16 protein-coding genes, 1 tRNA gene and 1 pseudogene are annotated in these 20,312 nt (G+C 40.7%); 11 read left to right on the top strand and 7 right to left on the bottom strand.

What is annotated here, in order from left to right:
* The first annotated feature begins 40 nt into the window (after positions 1-40).
* Complete coding sequence (locus C3420_RS11070; RefSeq protein ID WP_103857232.1) at positions 41-1,537, top strand: SIR2 family protein; 1,497 nt, start codon at positions 41-43, stop codon at positions 1,535-1,537.
* Positions 1,538-1,664: 127 nt separating this feature from the next.
* Here the strand turns inward: C3420_RS11070 and C3420_RS11065 are convergent, their stop codons facing one another.
* Positions 1,665-2,693: a molecular chaperone DnaJ gene (locus C3420_RS11065; protein WP_103800537.1), complete on the bottom strand. Its 1,029-nt coding sequence runs from the start codon at positions 2,691-2,693 to the stop codon at positions 1,665-1,667.
* Between the two features lie 112 nt (positions 2,694-2,805).
* Entirely contained in the window at positions 2,806-3,525 is a 720-nt protein-coding gene (locus tag C3420_RS11060; protein WP_103800536.1) for a carbonic anhydrase, read from the bottom strand.
* A gap of 397 nt (positions 3,526-3,922) precedes the next feature.
* Between C3420_RS11060 and C3420_RS11055 the strand changes: the two genes are divergently transcribed.
* Positions 3,923-4,603, top strand: coding sequence for a DUF421 domain-containing protein (locus C3420_RS11055; RefSeq protein WP_103800535.1), 681 nt, complete (start codon positions 3,923-3,925; stop codon positions 4,601-4,603).
* Here C3420_RS11055 and C3420_RS11050 read toward each other — a convergent pair.
* The 3 genes and pseudogenes from C3420_RS11050 to C3420_RS11040 form a co-directional block, all read right to left on the bottom strand.
* A pseudogene (locus C3420_RS11050) lies at positions 4,600-5,289 on the bottom strand (HAD family hydrolase). The gene C3420_RS11055 and the pseudogene C3420_RS11050 sit on opposite strands and share 4 nt — an antisense overlap.
* A gap of 139 nt (positions 5,290-5,428) precedes the next feature.
* Entirely contained in the window at positions 5,429-6,583 is a 1,155-nt protein-coding gene (locus C3420_RS11045; RefSeq protein ID WP_103800534.1) for a porin, read from the bottom strand.
* Between the two features lie 137 nt (positions 6,584-6,720).
* On the bottom strand, positions 6,721-7,965 hold the full coding sequence (locus tag C3420_RS11040; RefSeq protein ID WP_103800533.1) for an MFS transporter: 1,245 nt from the start codon (positions 7,963-7,965) through the stop codon (positions 6,721-6,723).
* Positions 7,966-8,098: 133 nt separating this feature from the next.
* Here C3420_RS11040 and C3420_RS11035 point away from each other — a divergent pair, with 133 nt between their 5' ends.
* The 5 genes from C3420_RS11035 (at position 8,099) to putP (ending at position 12,853) form a co-directional block, all read left to right on the top strand.
* On the top strand, positions 8,099-8,728 hold the full coding sequence (locus tag C3420_RS11035) for a 1-acyl-sn-glycerol-3-phosphate acyltransferase (protein ID WP_103800532.1): 630 nt from the start codon (positions 8,099-8,101) through the stop codon (positions 8,726-8,728).
* A 62-nt stretch (positions 8,729-8,790) separates the two neighbouring features.
* Entirely contained in the window at positions 8,791-9,708 is a 918-nt protein-coding gene (locus tag C3420_RS11030) for a patatin-like phospholipase family protein (RefSeq protein ID WP_103800531.1), read from the top strand.
* A 99-nt stretch (positions 9,709-9,807) separates the two neighbouring features.
* Positions 9,808-10,269, top strand: coding sequence for an NfeD family protein (locus C3420_RS11025; RefSeq protein ID WP_004810952.1), 462 nt, complete (start codon positions 9,808-9,810; stop codon positions 10,267-10,269).
* Positions 10,270-10,292: 23 nt separating this feature from the next.
* Positions 10,293-11,147, top strand: coding sequence for an SPFH domain-containing protein (locus C3420_RS11020; RefSeq protein ID WP_004810953.1), 855 nt, complete (start codon positions 10,293-10,295; stop codon positions 11,145-11,147).
* A 215-nt stretch (positions 11,148-11,362) separates the two neighbouring features.
* Positions 11,363-12,853, top strand: a complete 1,491-nt coding sequence (gene putP / locus C3420_RS11015; protein ID WP_103800530.1) for a sodium/proline symporter PutP — start codon at positions 11,363-11,365, stop codon at positions 12,851-12,853.
* A 64-nt stretch (positions 12,854-12,917) separates the two neighbouring features.
* On the opposite strand, the gene C3420_RS11010 is transcribed toward putP, so the two are convergent.
* On the bottom strand, positions 12,918-13,826 hold the full coding sequence (locus C3420_RS11010) for a polyprenyl synthetase family protein (protein ID WP_103800529.1): 909 nt from the start codon (positions 13,824-13,826) through the stop codon (positions 12,918-12,920).
* A 252-nt stretch (positions 13,827-14,078) separates the two neighbouring features.
* Entirely contained in the window at positions 14,079-15,272 is a 1,194-nt protein-coding gene (gene prpF, locus C3420_RS11005; protein WP_103800528.1) for a 2-methylaconitate cis-trans isomerase PrpF, read from the bottom strand.
* A gap of 332 nt (positions 15,273-15,604) precedes the next feature.
* Between prpF and C3420_RS11000 the strand changes: the two genes are divergently transcribed.
* The 4 genes from C3420_RS11000 to C3420_RS10985 all read left to right on the top strand — a co-directional run bounded on the left by C3420_RS11000 (position 15,605) and on the right by C3420_RS10985 (position 20,292).
* A complete protein-coding gene (locus C3420_RS11000; RefSeq protein ID WP_103800527.1) occupies positions 15,605-16,957 on the top strand; it encodes an amino acid permease in 1,353 nt (450 codons plus the stop codon).
* A gap of 90 nt (positions 16,958-17,047) precedes the next feature.
* Positions 17,048-17,123: transfer RNA gene (locus C3420_RS10995), tRNA-Arg, on the top strand.
* A gap of 337 nt (positions 17,124-17,460) precedes the next feature.
* Positions 17,461-18,789 (top strand): OmpP1/FadL family transporter, encoded by a 1,329-nt coding sequence (locus C3420_RS10990; protein WP_004783080.1) that lies wholly within the window; start codon positions 17,461-17,463, stop codon positions 18,787-18,789.
* A gap of 321 nt (positions 18,790-19,110) precedes the next feature.
* Positions 19,111-20,292, top strand: coding sequence for an OmpP1/FadL family transporter (locus C3420_RS10985; RefSeq protein ID WP_103800526.1), 1,182 nt, complete (start codon positions 19,111-19,113; stop codon positions 20,290-20,292).
* Positions 20,293-20,312 lie beyond the last annotated feature (20 nt).

The raw sequence follows: 20,312 nt of genomic DNA, 5'->3' as shown, positions 1-20,312 counted from the left end.
TTGTGTAAAAAGAAGTCTTTAGGGGCTTCTTTTTGTTTTTATGAATATCGACACATTATTATTAAATCTAAAAAATGATCACAAATTAAGTGAAAATGAAATTAATCACAATATAGAAATATTAATACGCTCTATAATTTCTGAAGATATTAAAAAGAAATCTATCACGTTTGACCGTGATTACAAAATTAGTGAAAGTGCAACATATGATTTATATCTACTCGATTCTTATGAAAATTATAAACCCCCAATCGTTATAGAGTTTAAGCCACAAATAACTCCTAATTACTTTAATGCTTTAGTCCATCATTTGGTCTTTAGTAATAATATAAATTACAAGACTTTATTAATTATCCATCTAAATGATTTCAAGCCAGATGAAAATCTACTAAAAGAAATAAACTCATTAGGTATAGAAATTAATTTTTTAAATAAAAATTTTATTAATAAAATCATTAATAAAAATAAAAATTTTACTGAAAAAATCATCAAAAACTTATTCTCTGCAAAGATTCAAGAAGCTGTTTTCAATAAAGAAGATGACTGGAAAGCAAAACGGACTAAATTAATTTTAGATTTAAGACAGATATATAATGAAAGTGGTAAAACAACTTTACTTATAGGTGCTGGAGTGTCATGCAGTGCTAATCTGCCGAGTTGGAATGAATTGATATCTGGCTTATTTATTACTTATTTAATTAATATCAATTCAGATAATAATGTATTAGGAATTGAAGTTGGTGACTTCATAGAATCCATCCAAGATATAAATAAAAATTTCTCAGAGAAACATTTAAAATCTGCTTTATTATCAGCTAGATATTTAAGAAAAGGATTAGCTACGGACGATAAAGAAAACAGTAATGATTTCATCGAACTTCTGAGAAAAAACTTATATAAGAATGAAAAACCTAGACAATCTGAATTAATTAAAATTATAGGAAAGTTATGTTTGCCCACCAGAATTGGAGCGAAAATCCATTCCATAATTAATTACAATTTTGACGACTTACTTGAACAACATTTTGAACAGTTAAACTTAAAAAACAAAGCCATATATTTTCAAAATGCAACTTATACTAACGAAGAATTACCAATCTATCACGTGCATGGATTTATACCCGAACAATCTAGTCATTATAGAAACTTAGAGTTAATTGAAATGGTATTCTCAGAAGAAGGATATCATCGTATGTATTCAAACCCATATCACTGGTCAAATCTTGTTCAATTAGCAAATTTTAGAGATAATACTTGTGTGATGATAGGTCTTTCAATGGACGACCCTAATTTACGGAGACTCTTAGATATTGCTCAAAATGGTAATCCAAATGCAAATCATTATGCTCTCTTACAACGCGTATCACTGAAAGAAATCTCAAATAAAAAAGAAAATGAATCTATAATAATTGAAGAGTCTTTTTTAAAAAGACACCATAATTTACAAGAACTTATTTTTAAGGAATTAGGAGTTAATGTCATCTGGTTTGAAGAATTTGATGAATTACCTCGATTATTGGGTCAGTTATTAAATTAAAAACCCATACCTACCTCTCACTACAAGGGAGAACGTAGTAATTGTTTTGTATACCTATATAAATTTCACAATGGAGCCCCCTCTCCCTATGGGATGAGAAGCACCGCTTCGCAAGGGGTGAGGGAAACTAAAGAACTTGATGCTCTATCAACATCTCTACCCCACTTACCTTCTTCATATACTTCAACCGTTCTTTCTCCCCTTTTAACTGCTTTTTCATCGCTAAAGTATCTGCATCCACTTGCTTATATAAATCAGTAATTTTGACCTTGCCTGTATGGGCTTTTTTATTCCAGCTCAACGATTGAAGAATCTCTTCTATCTGGTCATCTAGGTTCTGGCTTTGCATATCCAAAGCCAGTTGATAAAACTTTAGCTGCTCGGAACTTAAACCCTTTTGTGAAACACCCCGATTCTGCTCAATCTGGATTTGTAATTTCAGTAAATAAAATAAATCTTGCGCTGCATAGGCCTCATTCGCGCGTTGCAGTAACTCAGTCTTTTCTACTTTCTTGGCTTCATCCGGCTCACGGTCTGGATGAATGGTTGCAGCAATTTTTAAATACACTGCTTTTAAAGACTGCTCTGCCAACTTCGCAGCCTGTTCCAGTTTTTCCTGCTGGCGTTTAAGCTTGGCTTGCTCTCGTGCCTGACTATACTTTTCGCTATCCCATTCTTCAAAATTTTCAGATGCTGCCTGATCCGAAGTATCGTCATTAGCAAAGAACAGCTCAACATCCTTTATGCTTTGCTTTTTGTTTTTTCTGGCTTGGCTATGTTCAATATGCTGTTGATAGTAATTATAAATTTCCTTAACAATCTCGGCCTGTTGTTTTGATAAAGATTGGGAGTCGGTTAAATAAGCCGCAAGATACTGGATTTTAACATCTAGCTGCGTCGCCTCGGCCTTGGAAAATTCTGCCTCATGCAAATGCTTCCATAACTGTTCCAGTTGCTGAAACAGCACTGTATGTAACTCATGATAGACCGGCATCAAGGTTTGACGGGTATATTGCTGAATCTGTTCCTGCGCCTGCTGCCACTGCTTCAGTTCAAGCTGCTGCTGTTCAATTTTATCAATCAGACGGTTCAGCTTTCTTTGCTGCGGAGTAAGATCGGCATCGGGCTGAATAGTAGTTTTCAAATCAAAAGACATGGCAAACAGGCAAAGCAAATAAATGCTATTTTATCCCTAAAACTTTTAAGTGACTGCTGATTTACTGCAAATAAAAAAAAGCAGACCGCAGTCTGCTTAAGGGAGTTATCAATTAATTTTCAACAATAACCCGTCCATTTAAGGGCTGAATCGGACGATTATTCGGATGTCCCATAAGTTTGGAAAACGCTGCAATCTGTTGTGCCGAAGCCTGCTGAATATCTTTTAGAATTAACCAGCGTACCCCTTCCGAACAAGGCGGTGTCGTCAGTGACCCGCTAAAGCGATAATAATCAAGGTTTTTAGGTAGCATCTGATTCACCGGTTGCGGCTTGTTTAATACCACTTTTTCACCTTGCTTTTTCGGCAGACGATTCCACATACGTTTGAGCATCTGGCTTTCTGCACCCTGCTCGAACATCATGCCGACCACAGCAAGCTCACCTTTAGTATTGGCATGCACAAAATGAATTTCCAGTGGATAGCTTTTGCCCTTGATCAGATTTTCACTCGGGCTATGCAAATGAAACTGTTTCAGCACAAAGGTATCGCCGTCCAGCTGTAATTTGCCACCTTGAGCAAAATCTACCTGCACGGTATGACCTTTATTCTCGATCGCATGAATCATGGTGTTATAGCTGAACTTTAAAGGTTCCAGTTCTGCCTTTACGCTGCCTTCGATATTAATAGGTGACTGATTTACGCTATTACATGCAGCATATTTATCGCTCAGTGAACCCCACTGATGGGTATGCTTATAATCCCAGTCTGCATCCGCATATGCCGTATTTATTAGTCCAAAAGCAACTGCACATAACATGGCCTTTTTCATCTATTCACTCACCCTTGTTATCAATCATCTTGTCAAAATGCATGAATATTCATACATTAATTTTCCATACGATATAATTAAGAAACTGATTTATTAATAAAATAATATCTATAATAATAATTATGATATTAAAAAATTCAGACGGGTATTATTAAAACAGAGCGGAAATTTGAAACAAGCACAAAAGATTCCATTCTCAAACTTGAATGTCGTTGGAGTTTTATAGTTTTGTTATTAATTGAAAAATATAATATTTTTAAATTGGTAATTCATGTTCATCATCGGCTAATCGATAACCGATGATACCGAGATCTTACCTGTATAAACATAATCACTAAACTTCGCATCCAAGTTCATTGCTACACTCAATTCACTTAAGGAAATATGAGCTAAGCCTATGGATTTTTTCACGATTTTTATCCATGACACTGACTGGACCTTTATTGGCGAAATTCTGCTGCGCTGCCTGGTCATGTATACCATGATCATTGTATTCTTGCGCCTGACCGGTAAACGTGGGGTACGTCAACTTTCTATTTTCGAAGTCGCAATTATCTTGGCTTTGGGTTCGATCGCAGGCGATCCTATGTTCGATGAAACACTGCCTTTGCTGCAGGCGTTTATCGTCATGGCTACCATCATTATTTTATACCGTCTTACCACCTACCTGACCATGCAATATCAGTCCTTCGAAGATCTGCTCGAAGGCAAACCGCTTTATATTGTGGAAAATGGTGAAATGGTGCTTGAGCATATTTCCAAAGGCAAAATGTCGCATGATGAATTCTTTGCCGAAATGCGTCAGCAAGGTGCTGAACATTTGGGACAAATTCGTACTGGACTGCTGGAAAGCGATGGTAAATTCAGCATACTCTTTTACAGTCCCGAAGAAGTCCGTTATGGCTTGCCCTTATTTCCCAAAGCCCAAAAAGACCTCATTACGGAAGTTGAACCAGATACTTATTATGCCTGTCTGCATTGCGGCAACGTGGAGTTGCTGTCTAGTCCAGATGCAATCTGCCAGCGCTGTGAATATTGCAAATGGATCAAAGCCATCAATACCCTGCGCCAGACTTAATGTTTGAGATAATCCAGCACTTGAGCCAGATTCTGGATCTTGTGTTCTATCTGCTGTAAAGGCGTATGGAATCCTTCCATCCATAAAGTCTACATGCCGGCATTCTGTGCACCCTGAATATCATTGACAGGATGGTCTCCAATATAAAGACAATGCTCTGGAGCTACAGCGAGCTTTTGTGCAGTATATTGAAAAATTTCAGGATTTGGCTTACTGATACCAACCAGACCTGAACTCATGATTTCATCAAAATAATGAGCAAAACCCAGCCCGTTAATAATATTCATGCGGGTGTCATGTCCACCATTAGAAATAATCGCCAGCTTATAATCTGCGGCTTTAAGTGATCGCAATAAGTTTTCTGCTTGCGGCATGGCGACTGCGAACTGGCCAAAATACTGGAACCAGAAATCATTCAATTCTTCTAATGCTGGCTGAGATTTCCAGGACAATTCTTGCAGAAGCGCAAAAGCGACTGATCTACCAATTGTGGAATGGGTCAGCAGTTCTTTTTTCGGATAGCCACCATTATCAATACGGCGTACGATCTCGGTAATTTTTGCGATATCGGCTAGATTTAGCATCGGGCTATATTGCTCTGCCAGATATCGGCTATAAGCCTGCACACTCAAATCACGATGCGTCAGTGTATTATCCAGGTCAAATAAAACAGCTCGTATAGTCATAATAGTTACATCAAACTTTTGTGTTTACTTTAACAGCTCAAACCCTGCGGCTAATGGGTTTAAAGTCATAAGCTATACAAAATTCCATATAAAAAGGCGATGTAAAAACATCGCCTTTTTTCAGAATACGAAGTCTAGATTAGAATTTGTATTCGAAACCTGTACCTAACAGGAACTGATTATCTTCATCAGAACCTTGTTCAATCGTCAGGTAGCCTGCTGTACCGTACACTTTTACTTGTTTAGAGAAAGCATAGTCAACACCAGCAAGAATTTGCTTAGCTTCAAAGTCAGAAGTAGCATCATCAAACGTTACATCGCTATAGCTGTACTGCCCCTTCACTGTCCAATTTTTAGCATTTGGAAGGTTATATTCCGCACCAATTAACCATGCTTGCGCATCGTCAATATTTGCTGCTACCAAAGCGTTTGCTGGAGTTGGACTTGCATCAGCATTTTCAATATCAGAAGTTTGATATAATGCGCGTAGTGATAGCCCATTATCCAAATTAATACGACCAATTGCACGAATTGTATTTGCTTCTGCTAAAACATTACGACTTGCTGTAACATCTTGACCTCGTCGTGCATCCGTATTATCAGCATTTAAGAAACCACGACTTAAGAAACGAGATGGGATCGCTTTATCATAGCCCAGGCCAGCAACGAACATTTTGTCGCTATAAACAACTGAAGAAGACCAAGAATCACCTAGGCCACGACCAGCAACAGTTGAACCACCTTTAGTTGACTCAATAGTGTCATTACCTTCACCTGTAGCAAGCTGTAATTTACCTTCAAGTTTACCTTCACCTAACTGGAAAGCTGGTGTTTCATAAACAAGTACATTATCAATACGGTTTTCACCAGCCATGATACCTGCCACATCTGCATTGTTAGCTACATAGTTATTAAATGTATCTACTACAGATGAAAGTTGCTTTACTGGCGTATCAATTTTACCTAATTTTACTGTACCCAGCTTTTCATCTTTAAGACCAATTAAAAGATTACGTGGTACGAATGTGTCAGAGCTTCCACCATTGTCTACATAAAAAGTAAACTCGGCTTGGTAAAGTGCACTTAGGCGGTCAGTTAACTTCTCATCACCCTTTAAACCAAGGAATGAGTTATTTGAATTTAGGTCAGTAATATGACGATCTTCTACGCCATTTTTATTATCTGCCTGTACATGGTCAACAGAAAGGTCAATTTCACCATAGAAAGTTGGTGCTGCAAGAGTTGTCCCCGCCAATAGGCTCAATGCAATCGCTGTCGCTAACTTGGTTTTCATTTCAATAATCCTTTGGTTTATTTTGTAACAAATCATACACAACGTCTTTATATTACAAAATTATTAAAAATGTATTTATATATTCTTTTTAGTACTTTAGGCTAATATCTAATCAAACATTTGATTTAGATAATTTTTCAATCAATTTTACGGTATTTTATCCAACCGTTTATCGGGATTAAGCACAATATTGCAGTAAAAACGATGCCATACAGATAATCCTGATAACCCAATCTATCCCCTAATATTCCACTTATGCTATAAAGCCCACCACTTACCGTCGCCATGATCGCTACTTGAAACGTAAAGTCCGTTCCCGCCAGATGTTTACGGCTGTATTGCATAACTAAAGTCAGCATCACGACTAATAACATGGCAGAAATCATATCTTCAGCCGCATTAATCAAGTAAATCACCATGGGTGTAACTGACTGTTTGGCTTCGTATTGCATTGCCAGCCAGGCATACGCCATTAGGGTAATAATTTTGATAATTGAGAAAGCCATCAAAGTTCGGGCACGGGAAAATATTTTCAGGCACCAGCCCGCAAGTCCTGCACCAATCAGTGCCGCAAATGCACCGAGCATAGTCACGTAAATCCCGATCTGGCTAAAACTCAGTCCCATATCTATCATTAACGGTTTTAATAGAGGTCCAGACAGGCCATCCGCAATTTTAAACGTCACCAGAATCGCCAGCCACCAGCGTAAAGTAGGCTGTTGGAGAAAATATTGAAAATAGGTTTTTAACTGGAATTTATTTTGCTGGTTTTTTGCAATCGCGTTCAGGTTTTCATGTTGTGGCTCTTTAAATAAAAGTATGGGTAAAGTATTCAGAAAGACCAGAGCTGCTAAAATCAGGAACGTCGTTTGCCATTGCAGGACATCCAAAAGCCATAGGATGGCACCCCCACCGACAATAAACCCCAGACGTGAACCCATCACCTGAAAGGTATTACCCCAGTGTTGCTGGTCATTTTTCAGAATATTGACCGCGAGTCCATCCGTAGCAATATCCTGTGTCGCTCCAATACCATTCATAAATAACAGCGCCACAAAAAAAGCTAGCAGATAAACTGGCTGATTTAATGCCTCAATTGGTATAAAGGACAGGATGATGAGTACGATGACAGACAATAACTGTGCGGGAATAATCCAGCTACGATAATGGCCTTTTGTAGAACCATAACGATCGACTAGAGGTGCCCAAAAGACTTTGATTGACCAAGGCAACATCAGCAGGCCGAATCCCCCAATATGCGTCAAAGATACACCTTGAGCACGCAAAATTACTGGAAGTGCATGCGTCATAAATCCCACCGGTAAACCTTGCGCCCAATATAAGGAAAATAGCAAAACATAGAGGTTGCGCATGGCCGGCATTAAAAGTCCTTGGCTGATCAAATATTCCAGAAAACATCATCTGGCATGGATATTTTGCCAGTGAAAAAATTATCACGAAGCAATAATATAATAAAAAACAAAGAATATTGTCGTAATTCAAGAGTCTTATAAGATGGCAAATACTTCCTTTCCTAACCTACCTGCTTTAGTCCCTGGGCGTGGCAGTAAATTCAGCCGGACATTTTATAAAAAGCTTTTTCTTGCTCAAGGCTGGAAAATGGAAGGTGAATTTCCAAATCTGCCAAAAGCAGTTGCCATCATTTCTCCGCATACCTCTAATATTGATGCCTGGTTGGGCTTTAATGCTCTGCTCGGTCTCGGCATTCAGATCACGATTTTTGGCAAGGACAGTTTATTCCGTACACCACTGAAACCGATTCTGGAATGGATTGGTGTGGTTCCGGTGGTACGTGATACTCCTCAAGGACATACCCGACAGATTGTTGATATCATTAACAAGACTGATCGGATCTGGATAGGTATGGCACCTGAAGGTTCGCGTAAGGCACCGGAAAAAATCCGTAGCGGTTTTTATCATATTGCCAAAGCTGCCAATCTGCCGATTGTGATGTTTTCTTTTGACTATGACATTAAAACCATTCATATCCTGGGCGTATACCATTTAACCGGTGATTATGAATATGATCTGGAGCAGATCTATGCCCATTATGAAGGCAAGATCTCGGCAAAAAACCCGGACTGGATTGCCAAGCCTTTACAAAAACTGGTGAAAAAACGCTAGGCAAAATGTCTTTTTTTTGCTCTGATAACCATAATTTGCTTATTTAATCCTCTATTTTTAGAATGAAATTAATTCGTTATGCAATGATTGGCTGTTTGGGCCTGAGCCTTGCAGCCTGCGACAGAAGCCCATCGAAACCTGTTGTTACCCCGACGCTTAAAGCCCGTGAACCTGTCATTGCCCTTGCCTTGGGTGGTGGCGGAGCGAAAGGTTTTGCCCATATCGGCGTGATTAAAGTCCTTGAATCACATGGAATTAAACCTAAAATTGTGACTGGAACCAGTGCCGGCAGTTTTGTCGGCAGTCTGTATGCCAGCGGTAAAACTCCATATCAGCTGCAACAAATTGCGCTTAATTTTAAAGAGGCGGATATTCGTGATCTGACTTTAAACCGTCAGGGCATTATCGCCGGTCAAAAGCTACAGGATTATGTAAATAAGAACGTGGCCAATAAACCCATTGAACAGTTCCCGATCCGTTTTGCTGCGGTAGCTACCCGCCTGGATAATGGCCGTAAGGCTGACTTTATCAAAGGCAATGCTGGCCAGGCGGTACGTGCCTCTTGCAGTATTCCAAATGTCTTTGTGCCAGCGGTGATTGGGGGTAACAAATATGTCGATGGTGGATTAGTCAGTCCAATTCCAGTGAAAACAGCCAAAGATATGGGAGCGGATATTGTCATTGCAGTTGATATCTCAGCGCGTCCGGATGCCAACAAAGCCATGAACATGTTTGGCCTGCTGGATCAGACCATTAATATCATGGGTCAGCAAAGTATTAATGAAGAACTGGCTCAGGCTAATGTGGTCATTCAGCCGAAGGTCGGACATATTGGTACACTGGATCTGAAATCGAGTAATGAAACGATTCTGGAAGGTGAAAAGGCGGCCCAGTTAAAAATCCGGGCCATTGAAAAGGCCATCAACGATTTCAGCAAGTCCCCAGCTGCATTACAACCGCCACGCAAGGCCAGGTTCTAAATCGGGATTGCAGGTATTCATCCGCTGCTGCATCTGCTACATTGAAGTGAAGATAAAAATCATGATGAATATTTAATTTTGAATTACATAGGTTAATTTATGCAATTTGTTCTTGAACCGTGGCACTGGTTTGTACTTGGCATTATCCTGATTCTGTCAGAGTTAATTCTGCCAGCATTTGCTGCACTCTGGTTTGGTATTGGGGCCATTATGGTGGGTATTCTGTACTGGATGTTCCCGATGATGGGACTGACCACGCAGCTGCTGACCTGGATCGTTCTCTCTGTGCTATGTACTCTGGCCTGGTTCAAGTTTATTAAACCGCTGTCTACAGACAAGACCAAAGCCGGACTGTCACGTGAGGCCACCATTGGTCAGGTGGGGATGGTGATTCAAACCAATCTGGATCACGGTCAAGTTAAAGTCCGCTTTCCGCTCCCTGTCCTCGGTTCAGATGAATGGGAATGTCGTACCCTCAGTCCGGTACAAGTTGGCGACCGGGTTCGTGTGGTCGATATTCTCGGCAATGACCTGGTGGTACAACCACATAGCAATAATTAAGAAAAGGAAAAGGTGAAAAAGACATGAGTATAAGTTCTATTATTGTATTGGCCTTGCTGGTCTTTGTGGCCGTCACCATCTTCAAAGGTGTACGAATTGTTCCTCAAGGCTATAAATGGATTGTACAGCGTCTGGGTAAATACCATTCTACCCTGAATCCTGGCTTGAACTTCGTGATTCCTTATATCGATGAAGTTGCTTATAAAGTGACGACTAAAGATATCGTGCTGGATATTCCTTCTCAGGAAGTGATTACCCGTGATAATGCAGTCTTGCTGATGAATGCCGTAGCTTATATTAACCTGACTACACCTGAAAAAGCCGTATACGGGATTGAAAACTATTCTTGGGCGATTCAGAACCTGGTTCAGACTTCATTGCGTTCGATTGTCGGTGAAATGGATCTGGATGATGCCTTATCATCTCGTGATCACATTAAGGCACGTTTGAAAGCCAGTATTTCGGATGATATTTCAGATTGGGGGATTACCCTGAAAACCGTAGAAATCCAGGACATCAAACCATCGCATACCATGCAGGCAGCGATGGAAGAACAGGCAGCGGCTGAACGTCAACGTCGTGCCACAGTAACTAAAGCCGATGGTGAAAAACAGGCAGCCATTCTGGAAGCAGATGGTCGTCTTGAAGCCTCACGTCGTGATGCGGAAGCACAAGTGGTATTGGCTGAATCTTCACAGCGTGCTATTGATATGGTGACTCAGGCGATTGGTGATAAAGAAATTCCTGTGGCTTACTTACTTGGCGAGCAATATGTAAAAGCCATGCAGGATATGGCGAAATCTCCAAATGCCAAGACTGTGGTCTTGCCAGCAGATATTATGAATACCATTCGTGGCGTTATGGGTCGCAACAATTAACTGTTAAGAAATATGAATCAAATAGGCAGTCGAATGACTGCCTATTTTCATTTAAATCAAGAAAATCTCAGCAAAGATTGTGAAATTATGGTTAAATTTCGCGTTTATTTTTGAAATCTTCTGGATTTAATGTTGCATGGCTTTCGGATTAAAGACCATAACATTTGCCATAATCCTTATTTCGATCTACTGTCCAACTTAAAAATGGATACCGTATGAGCTCCCTAAATCCAACCTTAATCACCTTTCTATTTTATATTGTTGCCATGATCGTGATTGGCCTGATGGCTTATCGCGCGACAACAAACTTTTCCGACTACATCTTAGGGGGCCGACGTTTAGGTAGTTTTGTTACTGCACTTTCTGCTGGTGCTTCCGATATGAGTGGCTGGCTGCTGATGGGTTTGCCCGGGGCAATTTATCTTTCAGGTCTGTCTGAAATGTGGATTGCAATTGGCCTGATCATCGGTGCCTGGCTAAACTGGCTCCTGGTCGCTGGACGTTTACGTGTACATACTGAAGTACAGCACAATGCCTTGACCTTGCCAGATTATTTCTCGAACCGCTTTAACGACCAGAAAAAAGTTCTGCGTGTGGTTTCTGCATTCGTGATCCTGATTTTCTTCGCTATTTATTGTGCTTCAGGCATGGTTGCAGGTGCACGTCTGTTTGAAAGCATGTTTGAACTTCCATACAGTACTGCCCTCTGGATTAGCGCGATTGCGACGATCAGTTATGTATTCATTGGTGGCTTTCTGGCTGTCAGCTGGACTGACACGATTCAGGCGGGTCTGATGATCTTTGCTTTGTTACTGACACCAATTGTGGCTATTTTATCTTTCTCAGATATATCACAAATCACTTTGGCACTTGAAGCGGCTCGTCCACAAGCCATGAATGTCATGGGTGATCTGAGCTTTGTTGCGATTATTTCCTTACTGGCTTGGGGGCTGGGTTACTTTGGTCAACCGCATATTCTGGTGCGTTTCATGGCAGCAGATTCGGTGAAATCGATTCCGAATGCACGTCGTATTGGCATGACATGGATGATACTGTGTCTGGGTGGTGCGGTCGCAGCCGGTTTCTTTGGTATTGCTTACTTCCAGGCACATCCAGAACTGGCAAGTGTAGTCAATGCCAATCCTGAAACCGTATTTATGGAGCTGACTAAAATTCTGTTCAATCCATGGATTGCCGGTGTGGTTCTGGCTGCAATTCTGGCTGCGGTAATGAGTACACTCAGCTGTCAGTTACTGGTGTGCTCAAGTACTTTGACTGAAGACTTCTATAAATCTTTCCTGCGTAAAAATGCTTCTCAGAAAGAACTGGTTTGGGTCGGTCGTTTGATGGTGCTATTGATTGCCCTGCTTGCGATCTGGATGGCGGGTAATCCGGAATCTAAAGTGCTTGGTCTGGTTGCTTATGCTTGGGCGGGCTTTGGTGCTGCATTTGGCCCACTGATTATCCTGTCACTATTCTGGAAACGTATGACCCTGAATGGTGCCTTGGCCGGTATGATTGTGGGTGCAACTGTTGTGATCCTATGGAAAAATCTGTTTGCTGCGACTGGTCTGTATGAAATCATTCCAGGTTTCATCTGTTCAATGATCACTATTATTGTGGTGAGCTTGATGGGCAAAGCGCCGACAGAAGAAATTACTGACCGTTTTGAACAGGCAGAACGTCTGTACAATGAAAGCAAATAAAATGAGCTGAAATAAAAAAGAGGACTAAATGTCCTCTTTTTTATGCGTTACATCCCCATGAAAATTAACTTTTGCGATGTAACAAAAACTGTGTAATCTGAGTCAATTCTTCAGCCTGACTTTCGAAGTGAGCCAAAGCATTTAAGGCTTGATCATGCAACTGCTTAGCATACTGTTTTGCCTGCTCGAGTCCCATAAGCGCAGGATAAGTCGATTTCTCTACCTGTTCATCCTTGCCTGCCGTTTTTCCTAATACTTCAGTATCAGAAATGATATCCAGAATATCATCCTGTACCTGGAAAGCCAGACCAATGGCCTGCCCAAATTCACGCAGTTTCGGAATCGCCAGATCTGTACCTTCAAAAATCGTCACCGCTGCCATCATGATGGCTGCTGAGATTAGTGCACCAGTCTTATTACGGTGAATAATTTCTAATGCTTCCTGGTCAATTCGTTTTCCTTCAGACTGCAGATCTAAAACCTGACCATTGACCATCCTGGAAGATGCTGTAGCCAGAATCTGCATCTGCTTTAATACAATTGCTGGCTCAACTGCAGGGCCCTGATCAAACAGACGGCTGCCTAAAATTTCAAAAGCCATGGACTGCAGAATATCGCCAGCAAGCAACGCGGTATCTTCACCAAAGGCAACATGGCAGGTTGGTTGTCCACGACGCAGCAAATCATTGTCCATACAAGGCAGATCATCATGAGCTAGTGAATAGCAATGAATGAACTCGATTGCGACTGCAGCACGACGCACAGCAGCAATGTTCTGATTTGGCTTGAGTGTGGCCGTGGCATAACACAAGGCTGGACGTACACGTTTTCCACCCAGCATCACTGCATGGTGTACGGCCGATTTCAGCGGCTCAGGAATGGCAAAAGCATCTAATGCTGTCAATAGGTCCTGTTGAATACGATGTTGTGCTTGAGTCAAAGCATGGGTTGACAGCTCAGTTGTAGATGACACATTCGCCTCAGATCGGTTGTTCAATATATTTTCGATGACAAGAATAAAGAACTTGCCGCTTTATTCCTGCATTGTACCTCTAAATATCCTGAATTATCAGCTTGAATTCGTCTGCTGATTTTTTTCTATAAAGAGCAAAGTTCATTTTTAATGAAGAGAAGCTATCTAGAATGTTAAAGGTGCTGCCCTGAATATAAAAAACCATTGTACGGACAATGGTTTTTTATATAAGCAGATTTCATTAAATTAATTCTATTCTTTCAAAACTTCTGCAGGCACACGTACCCAGCCTTCCATCAAGACACGCGCACTACGGCTCATGATAGCTTTCTTCACTTTCCATTCACCATTTTCCTGAGTAGCTTGTGCCCCAACGCGTAAAGTCCCTGATGGATGACCAAATCGCACCGCTTCACGCTCCCCCCCACCTGCTGCCAGATTCACCAATGTTCCTGGAATCGCAGCTGCAGTGCCAATCGAAACCGCGACGGTTCCCATCATGGCATGATGCAGCTTACCCATCGATAAGGCACGTACCAATACATCGGTATCTAATTCGGTGATCGCTTTCCCCCCTGAAGATACATAGGCCTTAGGCTGGGATACAAAAGCGATTTTCGGCGTATGCTGACGTTGAGCTGCTTCAGTAATATCTAAAATCAATCCCATTTTTAATGCGCCATAAGCACGAATGGTTTCAAATTTAGCGAGCGCTACCGGATCACTATTAATATCTTCCTGTAGCTCTGTGCCCTGATAGCCCAGGTCTTCAGCTTTCAGGAAAATTGTCGGAATACCCGCATTGATCAAAGTTGCTTCAAAGGTACCGTATTCTGGAACAACCAGCTGATCGACTAAATGACCTGTCGGAAACATGGCTCCACCCTCGGCATCATCATCGGCAGGGTCCAGAAATTCGATCTGAACTTCAGCCGCTGGAAAGGTGACACCATCCAGCTCAAAATCACCCAGTTCCTGTACCTGTCCATTCACAATTGGCACATGGGCAATAATGGTTTTCTGAATATTGACCTGCCAGATCCGTACTGTGCAGATGCCGTTTTCTGGAATACGAGAGGAATCTACTAGACCTTTACTAATCGCAAATGAACCTACACCCGCTGTCAGGTTGCCGCAGTTACCACTCCAGTCGACAAAAGGTCGGTCAATTGCAACCTGTCCAAACAGATAATCTACGTCATGATCAGTTTGCTGGCTTTTAGACAGAATGACTGTTTTGCTGGTACTGGAACTGGCTCCCCCCATCCCGTCAATCTGCTTGCCATAAGGATCTGGGCTACCAATCACACGTAAGAGTAACTGGTCTCTGATTTTGCCCGGCTGTTGTGCTGCAGGTGGAAGATCTTCCAGCTTGAAAAATACACCTTTACTGGTACCGCCACGCATATAGGTAGCTGGAATCTTGATTTGCGGGGCAAAACTCATCGTTATTATCTTCCTTTGTCTGATCTTTATTTTGTAAATGCAATGTAACTGAGGTTGAATTTGAGTATAGTATATTTATATCGTGATAAATTGACTGCAAGACCTTTGTATAAAAAAACAACATATACAACGGCTGTCTTTTTAGTATTCGATGAGGAATATCAGATTCAATAAAATTAATATATTGATTCATTTATCTTTTATTTAATTTATTTTTATAATAATTTTTTATTAATCTGATAATAATTTTTCATTCAAGGCTTCTACTAGGCTTCTTTTGACTGATCAATTACAATCTTTCAACTTATTTTTACATTGTCGGGCTGAATACTTTGAATAACGAGTCTTCACAACTTCAGCGTGGCTTAAAGAACCGTCATATTCAGTTGATCGCCATGGGCGGTGCAATTGGCACAGGCTTATTCTTAGGTTCCGCACAGGTGATCCAATCCGCTGGTCCTTCGATTATTCTGGGCTATGCCATTGGTGGCTTAATTGCTTTCCTAATTATGCGTCAATTGGGTGAAATGATTGTTCATGAACCTGTTGCAGGTTCTTTCAGCCATTTTGCTTATAAATATTGGGGTAAATTCCCTGGCTTCCTCGCGGGCTGGAACTACTGGATCCTGTATATCCTGGTCGCAATGACCGAGCTTACTGCTGTCGCAAAATATATTAACTACTGGTGGCCCCATATTCCTGCTTGGGCATCGGTGCTGTTTTTCTTCATTGTGATTACCCTGGTCAACCTTGGCAATGTAAAATTCTACGGTGAATCAGAATTCTGGCTATCCATTGTAAAAGTGACTGCGGTCATTTCCATGATTGTCTTTGGTCTCTATCTGATCCTGACTGCTGATGCTTCTTCAGGAGCTTCTTTCAGCAACCTTTGGACAGCAGGCGGTTTCTTCCCGAATGGCTTTGAAGGCTTATTCTATATGCTGGCCTTCCTGATGTTTGCCTTCGGTGGTATTGAACTGATCGGGATGGCGGCAGCAGAAGCTGAAAATCCAGAAAAAACTATTCCAAAAGCGATTAATCAGGTTGTATTCCGTATTCTGGTGTTCTATGTAGGTGCGTTGACCATTCTGTTATCTTTAGTGCCTTGGAACCAGCTGGAACTGGGTGGTCTGGATAAAAGCCCGTTTGTAATGATCTTTAGCCAATTGGGGATTGACTGGGCAGCACATCTGCTGAACTTCATCATCCTGACAGCTGCACTTTCTGTTTATAACAGTGGTATGTATGCTAATAGCCGTATGCTCTATGGTCTGGCACAGCAAGGTAATGCCCCTAAAATCTTTAAGACTGTGAACAAACAAGGCGTTCCAATTCCTGCAGTTCTGTTCTCTGCCCTGCTGATTTTCGGCTGTGTACTTCTAAACTACTTTGTTCCTGAAGATGCCTTAAGTCACCTGATTTATGTAGTGGTAGGTGCACTGGTACTGAACTGGGCCATGATTAGTCTGACTCACTTCAAGTTTATGCAAAGCATGAAGCAGTTAGGACAAAAGACCAGTTTCCCTGCATTGTGGTCACCTGCAAGTAATATTCTGGTTTTAGCTTTCATTGCGACCATTCTTTACATCATGTGGACACAAGGCTTTAAAGAATCGGTACTGATGCTTCCGATTTGGGTCGTGATCATGTTTATTCTGTTTAAGGCACTGCGCCCTAAGAATTAATCAAAAAATCTTTTAATCGATGATTTTTAAAGTTATTGCTTCGGCAATAACTTTTTTTTTGCATTTTTTACAGTACAATAGCCTTTTTTCGCGCCCTTAGCTTAACTGGATAGAGCAGTTGCCTCCTAAGCGACCGACGTGGGTTCGAGTCCCGCAGGGCGCACCATCCTTTCAAAATGTGATCTATACTTCAAAAAATTAGCGTTAATCTTCATATTTTTAGAATATTTTTTATACAAAAAATCATTTTTTCTCCATTATTTTATTTCTTTTACTTTCAAATACTTATTTCAAAATAAGGCCATTTTTTGGTGCAAAAACTCTATTTTGGTGCTTTTTTAGACTAATTAGTTTTTTCTAGAGCATTTACTCTTATTTTAATTGTGCTATTTTTGTCACATGGAGTAACAAATGATTGCGGATAAATACCCGAAATCTCCAAGAATTCAATAAGTGCAAACAACAACGCTAGATATAAATTTGTACCTCAAGGAAAGACGTAAATGAAATTAAAAACATTAACTACTGCAATGATTCTTGCAACTGTACCTATGACAGGCGCATTTGCAGCAGCACTAGATCGTTCAGGCCAATCTATTGCAGCCTTCCTACAACCTGGTAACTATTTTGAAGCAGGTATTTCTGTTTTAGATCCATCTGTATCTGGTAAAGCTAATGCAGGTTATACACCTAACGCTGCTATTCCTGCAGCTTTAGCTGGTCTTGAGAATACCTCTCTATCAGACATGGGCGAAGATTATTACTTCCCAAGTGCAGCATTAAAGTTTCAAGTAGCTGATAAATTATCAGTGGGTCTTTTATACGATCAACCTTTTGGTGCTGATGCAGCCTATTCAGTTGGTGATGCTGGAGCAAACCCAGCATTAGCAGGCTTGGGGCTTCCAGCTGCATTATTTGCTGGACAGGGCTTATTGCATGATGGCCAAGAAGCAACTGAAGTAGAAGTTACAACCGAAAATTTAACGTTCCTATTAGGTTTCCAACCAACTGAAAACTGGAATCTATATGGTGGTGCGGTATACCAGACCGTTAAAGGGAATGTTCAACTACGTGGTACCGCATACGGTTCTACTATTGCATTAGGCCAATATAATGCAGATATGAAGAAAGATTCTGCAGTAGGCTGGATTGCAGGTTTAGCTTACCAAATTCCTGAAATCGCATTAAAAGCATCTTTAACGTATCGCTCTGAAATTGATCACGAAGCAGCAACGAATGAATATGGTACAAGCTTAATTTTAACTGGTTTAGTTCCTGGACCAGGTGCGGTATATAACGAAAACACTACTACCAAAATTACAACTCCACAATCTGTAAACCTTGATTTCCAAACTGGTATCATGGCTGACACAGTCGCTTTTGCTAATGTGCGCTGGGTAAACTGGGAAGATTTTTCAATTCGTCCTGAACAGTTTGGTACAGTTTCAGAAGCTTTAGGTGCCGCAGGCTTAACCCCAGATAATCCAAATGGTTTTGACTTAGTGGGTTATACAGATGATCAATGGTCAGCTACTGTAGGTGTAGGCCGTAAATTTAATGAAAAATGGGCAGGTAATGTCTCTGTAGGTTGGGATTCAGGTGCAGGCAACCCTGTTTCAACTTTAGGTCCAACTGAAGGTTACTGGAACGTTGGCCTAGGTCTACAATTCTCACCTGCTGCAAACTACTTTATCGCTGGTGGTGTGAAGTACTTCTGGTTAGGTGATGCTAAAGCTCAACCTGCATCAATGTTTGGTACAGGAAACTCTGTGGCACAATTTGAAGATAACCATGCTTTAGGTTATGGCTTAAAAATGGGCTATCGCTTCTAATTCCTGTTAGTTAATAAAAACCACCTTCGGGTGGTTTTTATTGTCTCATTTATATTTTTATACACCCGTATACTATTCGATGCTTTTATCACCAATCAAATTTTGCCTAAATTTTGTTTTTAATATATTTTGATAAAAATTATTATTTGTTTATTTTCATTAAGTTAATCAAAAAAATATAGTATAAATACTCTAAGCAATCATTTTTTATAACCGCCATAGTTAATTTCTTGGACGAAGTGGAGCATTTACTCTTTTTAAATTTGTGTTACTTTTCCACAACTTTTATTAATATTTATGCAACATTGTCAAGGATGAGCCATGAAGCTTAAGCCAATCTCTATCGCTATTCTTCTTTCTAGCCTGCCTACTTCTCTCGTGTTCGCTGCCGGTTTAGACCGTTCAGGCCAGTCTATTCAGGCTTTTTTACAACCTGGTAACTATGCAGAAGCAGGAATTTCTGTTCTTGATCCAACTGTGAAAGGGACATCTAAAGTATCTGCTTTTGAAGGTGAAAAAATTAACGACATGGGGGAAGATTACTATTTCCCCTCTGCTGCAATTAAAGTTCAAGCAACAGACAAAATTTCTTTAGGCTTGATCTATGATCAACCTTTTGGAGCAGATGCAACATACGCTGAAACTGCTGGTTCTTTTGGTAATGGTGTAGAAGGTACATCAGTTGATGTTGACACACATAATTTAACTGCCCTCATTGGTTATCAACCTACAGAAAACTGGAATTTCTATGCTGGTCCAGTGTGGCAAACTGTTGAGGCTGATATTAAATTACGGGGGGGTGCTTATTCTTTATTAAGTGGCTATAACATTCAGCTTAAACAAGAAGAAGCCTTTGGATGGCTTGCTGGATTTGCTTATCAAATTCCTGAAATTGCATTAAAAGCTTCTGTTACCTATCGTTCAGAAATTAAGCATAAGGCAACAGGAACTGAAAGTTTTACCTTTGCTCAGTCTACTACCTTAGCACCGGGATTCACTGTACCTGCAGGTACTACTGTTCCTATGAGTAATGAGCGCGTAGATGCAATTACACCACAATCTGTGAATTTAGATTTCCAGTCTGGTGTTGCACAAAATACCATCGCTTTTGCTAATATACGTTGGGTACATTGGGATCAATTTGCTGTAACTCCTGTATTCTTAAAAGCTAATTCAGGGAATAATCTTATCGATTACTCTGACGACCAATGGTCTGCAAATATCGGTGTCGGTCATAAGTTTAATGACAAATGGTCAGCATCTACTTCAGTAGGCTGGGATTCAGGTGCAGGTAATCCTGTGACAACACTTGGCCCAACTGAAGGTTATTGGAGTTTAGGTCTAGGTGCTCAATATAGCCCTGCTGCAAATTACTTTATCCAGGCTGGTGTAAAACACCTTTGGTTAGGTGATGCGACTGCACAGACAGGAGGAAATCCAGTAGGTGAATTTGAAGATAATAATGCATGGGCATATGGCATGAAGATCGGTTACCGCTTCTAATTCAGGCTATGTCCTCAAAA

The organism is Acinetobacter sp. ACNIH3 (genome assembly GCF_002918965.1).
GTDB lineage: Bacteria > Pseudomonadota > Gammaproteobacteria > Pseudomonadales > Moraxellaceae > Acinetobacter > Acinetobacter schindleri.
Note: the sequence above shows the minus strand (reverse complement) of the source record. Positions and strands in the feature narration are given on the sequence as shown.

Coding starts and splice junctions, on each gene's coding strand:
- C3420_RS11070 (WP_103857232.1), top strand. CDS start 41: ATGAATATCGACACATTATTATTAAATCTAAAAAATGATCACAAATTA.
- C3420_RS11065 (WP_103800537.1), bottom strand. CDS start 2,693: ATGTCTTTTGATTTGAAAACTACTATTCAGCCCGATGCCGATCTTACT.
- C3420_RS11060 (WP_103800536.1), bottom strand. CDS start 3,525: ATGAAAAAGGCCATGTTATGTGCAGTTGCTTTTGGACTAATAAATACG.
- C3420_RS11055 (WP_103800535.1), top strand. CDS start 3,923: ATGGATTTTTTCACGATTTTTATCCATGACACTGACTGGACCTTTATT.
- C3420_RS11045 (WP_103800534.1), bottom strand. CDS start 6,583: ATGAAAACCAAGTTAGCGACAGCGATTGCATTGAGCCTATTGGCGGGG.
- C3420_RS11040 (WP_103800533.1), bottom strand. CDS start 7,965: ATGCCGGCCATGCGCAACCTCTATGTTTTGCTATTTTCCTTATATTGG.
- C3420_RS11035 (WP_103800532.1), top strand. CDS start 8,099: ATGGCAAATACTTCCTTTCCTAACCTACCTGCTTTAGTCCCTGGGCGT.
- C3420_RS11030 (WP_103800531.1), top strand. CDS start 8,791: ATGAAATTAATTCGTTATGCAATGATTGGCTGTTTGGGCCTGAGCCTT.
- C3420_RS11025 (WP_004810952.1), top strand. CDS start 9,808: ATGCAATTTGTTCTTGAACCGTGGCACTGGTTTGTACTTGGCATTATC.
- C3420_RS11020 (WP_004810953.1), top strand. CDS start 10,293: ATGAGTATAAGTTCTATTATTGTATTGGCCTTGCTGGTCTTTGTGGCC.
- putP (WP_103800530.1), top strand. CDS start 11,363: ATGAGCTCCCTAAATCCAACCTTAATCACCTTTCTATTTTATATTGTT.
- prpF (WP_103800528.1), bottom strand. CDS start 15,272: ATGAGTTTTGCCCCGCAAATCAAGATTCCAGCTACCTATATGCGTGGC.
- C3420_RS10990 (WP_004783080.1), top strand. CDS start 17,461: ATGAAATTAAAAACATTAACTACTGCAATGATTCTTGCAACTGTACCT.
- C3420_RS10985 (WP_103800526.1), top strand. CDS start 19,111: ATGAAGCTTAAGCCAATCTCTATCGCTATTCTTCTTTCTAGCCTGCCT.